Here is an 8,455-nt window from a genome sequence, read left to right as displayed (position 1 = left end):
GCCGTCACCTACCAGCAGGCCACGCAGGATCTGGCCGCAGGCAAAGCCGCCATCCTGCCGCTCGGCACGTACGCCATTCCGCAGGTGCGCCTGATCAACAAGAAAGCCAATCTGCGGTTCGCGCAGATGCCCGCCACCGACAATGCCAAGGAGCAGCAGCTCACCGCCGGTGATGACGTGATGTTGACGATCGGCGCGCATACGAAGCACTACAACGAGGCGCGTCAATTCGTGGACTTCCTCATGAGCGAGGAGAACGTGAAGGACTATTCCAAGCAGCAGTCGGCGTTCACCCCGTACAAGGACACCTATGTGGGAGATAAGGCGTTGAACGGCGTGCTGAGCTTCTACAAGGCGGGCAGGCTGACCGATTTCTGCGATCATTACGTGCCGGGCAGCATCAACACCGCAGGCTTCCTGCAGACGCTGGTCCAGTCGGGCAACGTCAGCAATTTCGTCAATGGCATGCAGGCCGAATACGACAAGATCGAAGCCAGGAACTTCAGGTGAGGGGAGGAACGACAATGACTGGCAATACCGTTGCAAAGCTTACCAAGAAGCCGAAGAAGAAGGTTTCGCAGTTCTCCAAGCGCAAGGTCGATCCGGCGTTCTATTGGATGACCGTTCCGGCCGCGATTCTCGTGGGCATCTTCCTGTACCTTCCGTTCATTCAGGGCGCGATGTACTCGTTCACGAATTCGCAGGGATACGGCGATTACAAATTCATCGGTTTGAAGAACTACATCGCGATGTTCCAAGATTCGCGTGTGGGCCACGCCTACCTGTTCACGATCTTCATCGCCATCCTGATCACCATTGGAACGAACTTCCTCGGCATGTTCCTGGCGGTGCTCCTCAATTCCAGAATCGCCTTCAAGAACGGTTTCCGAGCCATCTTCTTCATCCCGTACACCCTGTCGGTGCTGGTCATCGGCTACGTGTTCAAGTACATCTTCATGACGCCGCTGCCGGCGCTCGGCCAGGCCCTGCACATCGACTGGCTGTCCACGTCGATGCTTTCCGACCCCAAACTGGCATGGTTCCCGATCGTCTTCCTGTCGGTCTGGCAGGGCGTGGCCTACTCCACGCTGCTGTATCTGGCCGGCCTGCAGACCATCGACAACGAGATATACGAGGCCGCGGCCATCGACGGCGTGAACGCCTGGCAGAACTTCTGGCAGATCACCTTCCCGCTGATCGGCCCGTTCTTCACCATCAACATGGTGCTGAGCCTCAAGAACTCGCTCGGCGCGTTCGACCAGATCATGGCATTGACCAAGGGCGGCCCGGATTCCAAGACCGAAACCGTCTCCTACCTGATCTTCCAGAACGGCCTGGGCAACGGCGAATACTCCTACCAGATGGCCAACGCGGTCACGTTCTTCATCGTGCTGGCGATTCTCGCGTTCGTGCAGCTGAAGTTCTTCAGCGGCAAGGAAAAGGTCTGAGGAACGTGCAAGGCAAAGTCGAAGGCAAAGGGGAAATATCATGACTAGCGCAACTGTTGCAACGAAGCCGGCCGCCACGCAAAACCAATCGCAGGGCAAGCCGGAGAAGATCCATAAGGATCACAAGATCAATTGGTGGCTTACCGCGGCCGTCGCGGTACTGAGCCTCACCGTGCTCGTGCCGCTGTATTTCACCGTGGTCACCGCGTTGAAGACCCCGGGCGAGGCGGGCACGTTCAGTCTGCCGACGAGCTGGCAGTGGCATAATTTCGCCGACGCGTGGAACAAGGTGAACTATCCGAAGGCCGCGCTCAACTCCGCCATCATCACCGTGTGCGCGGTGGTGCTGACGCTGCTGACCAACACGTTCGTCGCGTACGCCGTGGCAAGGAATATGGATAAGCGGTTCTTCCGCTTCCTGTATTACTTCTTCCTTGCGATGATGTTCGTGCCGTTCACCGTGGTGATGCTGCCGATCGCCAAGGAAATGGGCACGCTGCATCTCGACAACCAGCTCGGCCTGATCGTGCTGTACACGATTCTCGGCATCGGCACGAACCTGTTCATCGCGATCGGTTTCATTCGTTCGATTCCGATTTCGCTGGAAGAGGCCGCGCGCATCGACGGCGCTTCGACCTGGCGCATCTTCTGGAAGATCATCTTCCCGCTGATGGGACCGATCAACGCCACAATCGCCATTCTGACCGCACTGTGGGCTTGGAACGACTTCCTGCTGCCGTTGATCACGCTGACCGACCAGAGCAACCAGACGATTCCGCTGGCGCAGTATGTGTTCCAGAGCCAGTTCACCTCGAACTATCCGATGGCCTTCGCTTCCTACCTGATGGCCATGGCCCCGGTGCTCATCGTCTACGTCTTCGCTCAAAAGTGGGTCGTCGGTGGTGTGATGAGGGGCGCTGTGAAGTAAAACTTCACAGCGCCGAGCGGGAATCCTCGTTTCCCCTTTTTCGAGGATTCCCGCTTTTCGTATTTTCGTATATATCAGTGGCCGCGCGTCGGTTCTGTGTGCCTGACCTTTGTGCCTTTGGTTTCTATCGCTCTGCCTCCGTATTCGAAAAAGTCGGTTTCCCGTCATCGAATGGTTCCCGCAGCATATACGGGGGCGCAGTTTCCATGCGAATCGCATTGAAATATACCCCCATACTCGAAAAACCAGATTTCTCGAGCACGAAACCGAGTTATTCGTCCAATTAGCCGACGTTTCCCTCCCGTCCGTCAGCCATCCAATCGCTATTCGTGAGCGATTGGCCGCGTCGTGTCGCCGGGCGTCAGCACGGTCTGGATGATTGTGCGCGGCTCGTCCAGTGTTTTCTTTGCGGCGAGATCCAATGTTTTGCGTGCCGCGATTCGTCCGATTTCGCGTGCGGGCTGCGCCATGGTGGTCAGTTTGATGCTGGCGGCCACATCCGATCCGTCGTGCCCGGCCACGGACATGTCTTCCGGCACGCGCACGCCGTTGCTGCGCAGTTCGTGGATGACGGGCAGCGCGTAATGGTCGGACCATACGCATAGCGCGGTCGGCCGTTCCGGCAGCGAAAGAATCGTGGCGACGGTCTGTTTGATGGATAGTGGATCGGCGAGATCGATGTAGTGCATACCGCAGTCGGTGAGGTTGAGGTCGACGATGGTGTTGCGGTATCCGACCGCTCGGGTGTCGTGTCCCCATTGGCTGCCGGGCAGCGGCTCCTTGCGTCCGATATAGCAGAATTTGCGGTGTCCGATGGCGGCCAGGTAGCGCACCAGCGTCGTCTCGGATTCCTCGTCGTTGATGGCCACCGATCCTTGGCAGCAGTCGGTTTCGGGCGAGTTGACCAGGATGATCGGCATGCCCATGCTGGTCAATGCCTGTTCCTCCTGTTCGGTGGCGGGGAATCCGGTCATAATCAGCGCGTCGGCGTTGCGGTTGGCTGGCAGATTGGTGAAGAACGTGGAACGTTCCTTTATGTTGCCTGCGCGGTAGACGAGCAGATCGTAGCGTGCGGGGTTGAGCACGTCGTACAGGCCGTCCATGAGCTCTCCCATGAACCATCCGGCGATGCGGTCCCTGGATAGCAGCGCGATGCGGTTGGTTTGGCCGCTGGCCAGCGATGATGCCGCTTTCGAGACGGTGTAGTTCAGGTCTTTCGCCGCTTTCAGCACTTTCTCTCGTGTGCGCGGCGCCACGTGGTCCATGTCGCGTAGCGCACGTGAGACGGTGAATGTGGAGACTCCTGCCGCTTTCGCCACGTCTTCGATGGTTGTTCGCGCCATGGTTCCTCCCTGCTGGCGATGAATGCCTGCTTCGCAATAGCTGCCTTGCAATGCATGCCCAATATGCTAAACGATTATATGGCAACCCCCTGAATTTGGTCTGATTTCGCTGCTAAGCGTTGAGATTATGTATTGTTTTTCTGCGATTGGAAATAGCGATTGACAGCTCTTAAGGCACTGGAATTTCAAGAATAAAACCGGTTCGACACGCCGATATAAACGATACCTAAGAAAATTTGACAACTTGCATAACGTTCTTTTATGCTTTAGCTAAGCGCTTAGCAAAGAGAGCAAGCGTTAGGTAATCGCATCGCAAGAATGCGCGTCGATTCCCGCAAGGAAAGGAACATCAATGAAGATTGGGAAATCCGTCAAAACCCTCATCGCCGGAGCGATGGCGGTGGCCTGCCTCGCATCCGTCGCCGCGTGTGGCCCGGGATCGTCATCGTCGAAGTCCAACGCGAATTCCGAACCGGTCAGCACCGATGTCAGCAAAGAGAAGGTTGAACTGAAGCTGTGGGACGGCGCCGGTTTGAAGACCTTCGACGACCAGCTGATCGCGGCGTTCCAGAAGAAGTATCCGAACATCACAATCAAAGCGACCTACGATCCTGACAACACCTCGCAGCAGAATGGACCGCGCGTCATCTCCGCGGCCGACACTCCGGACATCGCCCGCATCACTGACATCAATTCCGCGGTGCGCGGCAAGCACGTGGTCAATCTGGACGAGTACGCCAAGGCCTACGGATGGGACCTTCCGGATTCCCAGACCCAGGTGTACCGCGTCGATTCCAATGGCAAGATCGGATCCGGCAGCCTGTACGCGGTGCCTGACGGCATTTCCATGACCGGCCTGTACTGGAACAAGAAATTGGCCAAGGAACTCGGCATCACCGAGGCTCCGGCCACCGTGGCCGACCTCGAAGCCGACATGAAGAAAGCCACCGACGCCGGCAAGCTGGCCATGATGATGCCGGCCAAGGAAGGTGGTACTTCTTACATCTACCAGGCCTTGCTCACCAACTACGAAGGCCGCGACACCGTGCAGAACTGGATCATCCAGAAGGACGGTGCCACGTTCAACACCAAGGGAGCTCTCAAGGCCGCACAGAAGATCAAGGATTGGCAGGACGCCGGATATTTCTCCAAGGATGCGCTCGCACTTGACGGTTCCACCGCGCTGAGCCGCTTCAGCAATGGCGAGGCGCTGTTCTTCCCCGCAGGCAGCTGGTACACCGCGTCCATCAACGACGCCCTTGGCGACGACGCCGGCTGGATTGCCTACCCGGGCGAGAAGGCGGACTCCGGTTCCGCTGCTGCGAACGCCGTCTCCGCATTCGGTATTCCGACCAACGCCAAGCACAAGAACGCCGCGGCGGCGTTCCTGGACTTCCTCCAGTCCGATGAGGCTCGTCAGATCGCAGTGGACAACGGCTATCCGCCGGTGGGCGAAGGCAAGACCCCGAGCACCGACAACCAGCTGCTGGGCCAGGTGCTGACCGCCTACGAAGGACTGGTGAAGACCGGCAACACCACCGACTACATCAACAACGCGACCGCGGGCATGCAGGCCAGCGCCATCATCCCGGGCTTCCAATCGCTGCTCGATGGCACCATGACTCCGCAGCAGTTCGTCGATTCCATCCAGAAGCAATACGAAAAGGAAGCCAAGTAGCCCGCAACGCTGCTTGAATCCACTTTCCCAAACAGCAAATCCATCGGGCGGAATGTTACGGAATGCATCCTTTCCATTCCGCCCGATTTCCTTCTCTCCTCTCTCCGGAAACATTCCGTAAAAACTAAGGTGTGGTGAAACATGGATACCCATACTCAGGCCAAGACGAAGCGCAAGATGTCATTAGGGCTGATCAGCCTGCTGTTCCTGTTGCCGGCCCTGCTGTTCTACGCGATCTTCGAACTCTGGCCCATCATTCAGACCGTTTGGTATTCCCTCTACGACTGGAACGGAATCGATGAAAGCACATTCGTCGGTCTGCGCAACTACAAGACGGTCTTCACCGATCCCGACCTGTATGGATCGATTCTGCATTCCTTCTATCTCATCATCTTCTTCTCCATCATCCCGATCGTCCTTGGTCTGATCATCGCAGTGCTCATCAAGGACATGAAATCCAAGGGTGCGCGCGGTTTTGCGCAGGTCTGCCTGTTCCTCCCGCGAGTCATTCCGGGAGCTGCCGCAGGCGTCGCCTGGACTTGGATGTTGGCGGATAAGGGAACCGTCAACCAGCTGCTTCGTGCGGTCGGCTTGGGCGATTTCGCGCATGTCTGGCTCGGCGACCAATCGACGTCGCTGAACGCCGTGGGCGTCATCGGCTTCTGGCTGCAGCTCGGCTTCTGCGTGGTGCTGCTGCTCTCCGGAATCGGCGGAATCGACCAATCCCTGTATGAGGCGGCAAGCCTCGATGGCGCCGGCTGGTGGCGCCAGCTGTTCTACATCACCCTGCCCGGTCTGCGCGGACAGATCGGCGTGTGCCTTACGATGACCATCATTTCCGCGCTCGCCAGCTTCGACGTGGTCTACATGTCCACCCAAGGCGGCCCGGGCACCTCCACCATGGTCCCCGGCGTGCAGGTATACCGGCTCGCCTTCACCCAGCAAAGCGTCGGCCTGGCGTCCGCGCTCGCCGTGGCTCTAATGGTTCTGGTGCTGCTGGTCGTTGGCCCGCTGCAGCGCCTTGTCAATGGAAAGAAGCAGTGATTACCATGCAGCAATCGAAGACAACCCGCATCGCCGGCGGTGTGATGCTTGCCCTGACCGTCATCTTCTGCGTTCTGCCGTTCCTGAGCATGTTCTCCGCGGCCGTGCAGCCGCAGGGATCCATGCCCGAAGGCATCCAGTTCACGGCGCATCCGCATTGGGAGAATTTCGTAGATGCGTGGAAGACCGCGAACATCACCCCGCTGCTGCTGAACAGCATCCTGCTGGTCGTCGTGGTGGTGCCGTGCGTGGTCATCTTCTGCTCGCTCGGCGGATACGCCTTCGCGCAGCTCAGTGTTCCCGGCAAGGGATTGCTGTACGCGCTGTTCCTGGTCGGTCTGACGATTCCGTTCGAGACCTTGGTCACCCCGTTGTATTACGAGATCAGCGACATGGGCATTCTCAACACCCGTCTGGCGCTGATACTGCCGTTGATCGGCCTGAACATCCCATTCGGCATCGTCTGGATGCGCTCCTGCTTCGAGCAGATGCCCCGCGACCTCATCGAGGCCGCGAGCATCGATGGCGCCGGCCATTTCCGCATCTTCCGTTCGATTCAGCTGCCGTTGGCGCTGCCTGCCATCTCGTCCCTGGGCATTCTGACGTTCCTCGCCACGTGGAATCAGTTCCTGCTTGCCGTGGTGTTGGAAAACGACCCGAACAAGCGCACCATGGCCGGCGCGCTGCAATCCTTTGTGGGCCAATACCAGACCGACGTGGTGCTGCTCAATGCGGGCGCGCTGCTGATCATGGCTCCGACGATGCTGCTGTTCATCTTCCTGCAGCGCTACTTCATCCGCGCCATGCTGGCCGGTTCCGTCAAGGGGTGATCCGTATGTCAGCAGCTATGTCGGCGGCATTCCCGGCACAGGACGACTGGTGGCGTGACGCCGTCGTCTATCAGATCTATCCGCGGTCGTTCGCCGATTCGAACGGCGATGGCGAAGGTGATATCGCGGGCGTGATCGGCAAACTCGACTATCTGCGCGAATTGGGCGTGGACGCGATCTGGCTATCGCCGTTCTATCCGTCGCCGTTGGCGGACGGTGGCTACGATGTGGCCGATTACCGTGCGGTCGATCCGCGTTTCGGCACCATGGAGCAGTTCGACGAACTGGTCGCGCGGGCGCACGAACGTGGCATCAAAGTCATCATCGACATCGTGCCGAACCACACCTCGGACCAACATGAATGGTTCCAGGCGGCTCTGGCTTCGGCGCCCGGCTCTCCGGAACGCGCCCGCTACATATTCCATCAGGGCAAAGGCGAGCACGGGGAGTTGCCTCCAACCAACTGGCTGAGCAATTTCGGCGGATCCGCTTGGGAACCATGCGGCGACGGCTGGTACTATCTGCACACCTTCGCCAAGGAGCAGCCCGATCTCAACTGGGACAATCCCGAGGTGCATGAGGAGTTTCTCGGCATCCTCCGGTTCTGGTGCGGCAAAGGCGTGGACGGATTCCGCATCGACGTTTCCCACGGTCTCGCCAAGGACCTGCGCGAGCCGCTGCGTGACCGTCCGGATCCGACCAAGCAATATCCGCAGGCCGCCGACGGTTCCGATCCGATGTGGGATCGCGACGCCGTCCACGGCATCTATCGCGAATGGCGTGAGCTGTTCAACCAGTACGAGCCCGCGAAATACGCGATCGGGGAATCCTGGACGCCGTTCAACGAACGTGTCTTCCAATATGCCAGGCAGGACGAGCTCGGCGCCATCTTCGATTTCTCCTTGGAGAAAGCCGATTGGGATCGCGATGCGTACCGCGCTTCCATCGAACGCACGTGGAAGTATGCGAAAACCGCTGAAACGGCTCCCACTTGGGTGCTGGGAAACCATGATGTGCCGCGAATCGCATCACGTCTCGGTGTTCCGACGGGAACCGACATCGAGGCGTGGGTCACGTCCAATGGCACGAATCCGCCGATCGATCCGGCTTCGGCCGCCCGCCGCGCGCGTGCCGCCGCTTTGGTCATGCTGGGCTTGCCTGGAACCGCTTTCATCTACCAGGGT

The 8,455-nt window shown here is 58.8% G+C and carries 8 protein-coding genes; 7 read left to right on the top strand and 1 reads right to left on the bottom strand.

Annotated features, from left to right (window positions below; translation table 11 throughout):
* From ACR0P8_RS07770 to ACR0P8_RS07760, 3 genes are all read left to right on the top strand, one after another.
* Positions 1-510, top strand: a 510-nt coding sequence (locus ACR0P8_RS07770; RefSeq protein WP_432624538.1) for an extracellular solute-binding protein, incomplete at its 5' end; no start/stop codon positions are given.
* A 14-nt stretch (positions 511-524) separates the two neighbouring features.
* Complete coding sequence (locus ACR0P8_RS07765) at positions 525-1,448, top strand: carbohydrate ABC transporter permease (protein ID WP_432624537.1); 924 nt, start codon at positions 525-527, stop codon at positions 1,446-1,448.
* Between the two features lie 40 nt (positions 1,449-1,488).
* Positions 1,489-2,376 carry a carbohydrate ABC transporter permease gene (locus tag ACR0P8_RS07760; RefSeq protein WP_432624536.1) on the top strand — a complete coding sequence of 296 codons (888 nt, stop codon included), beginning with the start codon at positions 1,489-1,491 and terminating at the stop codon, positions 2,374-2,376.
* Positions 2,377-2,699: 323 nt separating this feature from the next.
* On the opposite strand, the gene ACR0P8_RS07755 is transcribed toward ACR0P8_RS07760, so the two are convergent.
* Entirely contained in the window at positions 2,700-3,719 is a 1,020-nt protein-coding gene (locus ACR0P8_RS07755) for a LacI family DNA-binding transcriptional regulator (protein ID WP_432624535.1), read from the bottom strand.
* Between the two features lie 352 nt (positions 3,720-4,071).
* Between ACR0P8_RS07755 and ACR0P8_RS07750 the strand changes: the two genes are divergently transcribed.
* From ACR0P8_RS07750 to ACR0P8_RS07735, 4 genes are all read left to right on the top strand, one after another.
* Complete coding sequence (locus ACR0P8_RS07750) at positions 4,072-5,397, top strand: ABC transporter substrate-binding protein (protein WP_432624534.1); 1,326 nt, start codon at positions 4,072-4,074, stop codon at positions 5,395-5,397.
* Positions 5,398-5,538: 141 nt separating this feature from the next.
* On the top strand, positions 5,539-6,441 hold the full coding sequence (locus tag ACR0P8_RS07745; protein ID WP_432624533.1) for a carbohydrate ABC transporter permease: 903 nt from the start codon (positions 5,539-5,541) through the stop codon (positions 6,439-6,441).
* A 5-nt stretch (positions 6,442-6,446) separates the two neighbouring features.
* Positions 6,447-7,271 (top strand): carbohydrate ABC transporter permease, encoded by an 825-nt coding sequence (locus ACR0P8_RS07740; protein WP_432624539.1) that lies wholly within the window; start codon positions 6,447-6,449, stop codon positions 7,269-7,271.
* A 5-nt stretch (positions 7,272-7,276) separates the two neighbouring features.
* A partial coding sequence (locus ACR0P8_RS07735; RefSeq protein WP_432624532.1) for an alpha-amylase family glycosyl hydrolase occupies positions 7,277-8,455 on the top strand: 1,179 nt, incomplete at its 3' end.

It is taken from the genome of Bifidobacterium sp. (assembly GCF_050874245.1).
Classification (GTDB): domain Bacteria; phylum Actinomycetota; class Actinomycetes; order Actinomycetales; family Bifidobacteriaceae; genus Bifidobacterium.
The sequence above is the reverse complement of the archived record's forward strand: the minus strand, read 5'-3'. Positions and strand labels throughout refer to the sequence as shown.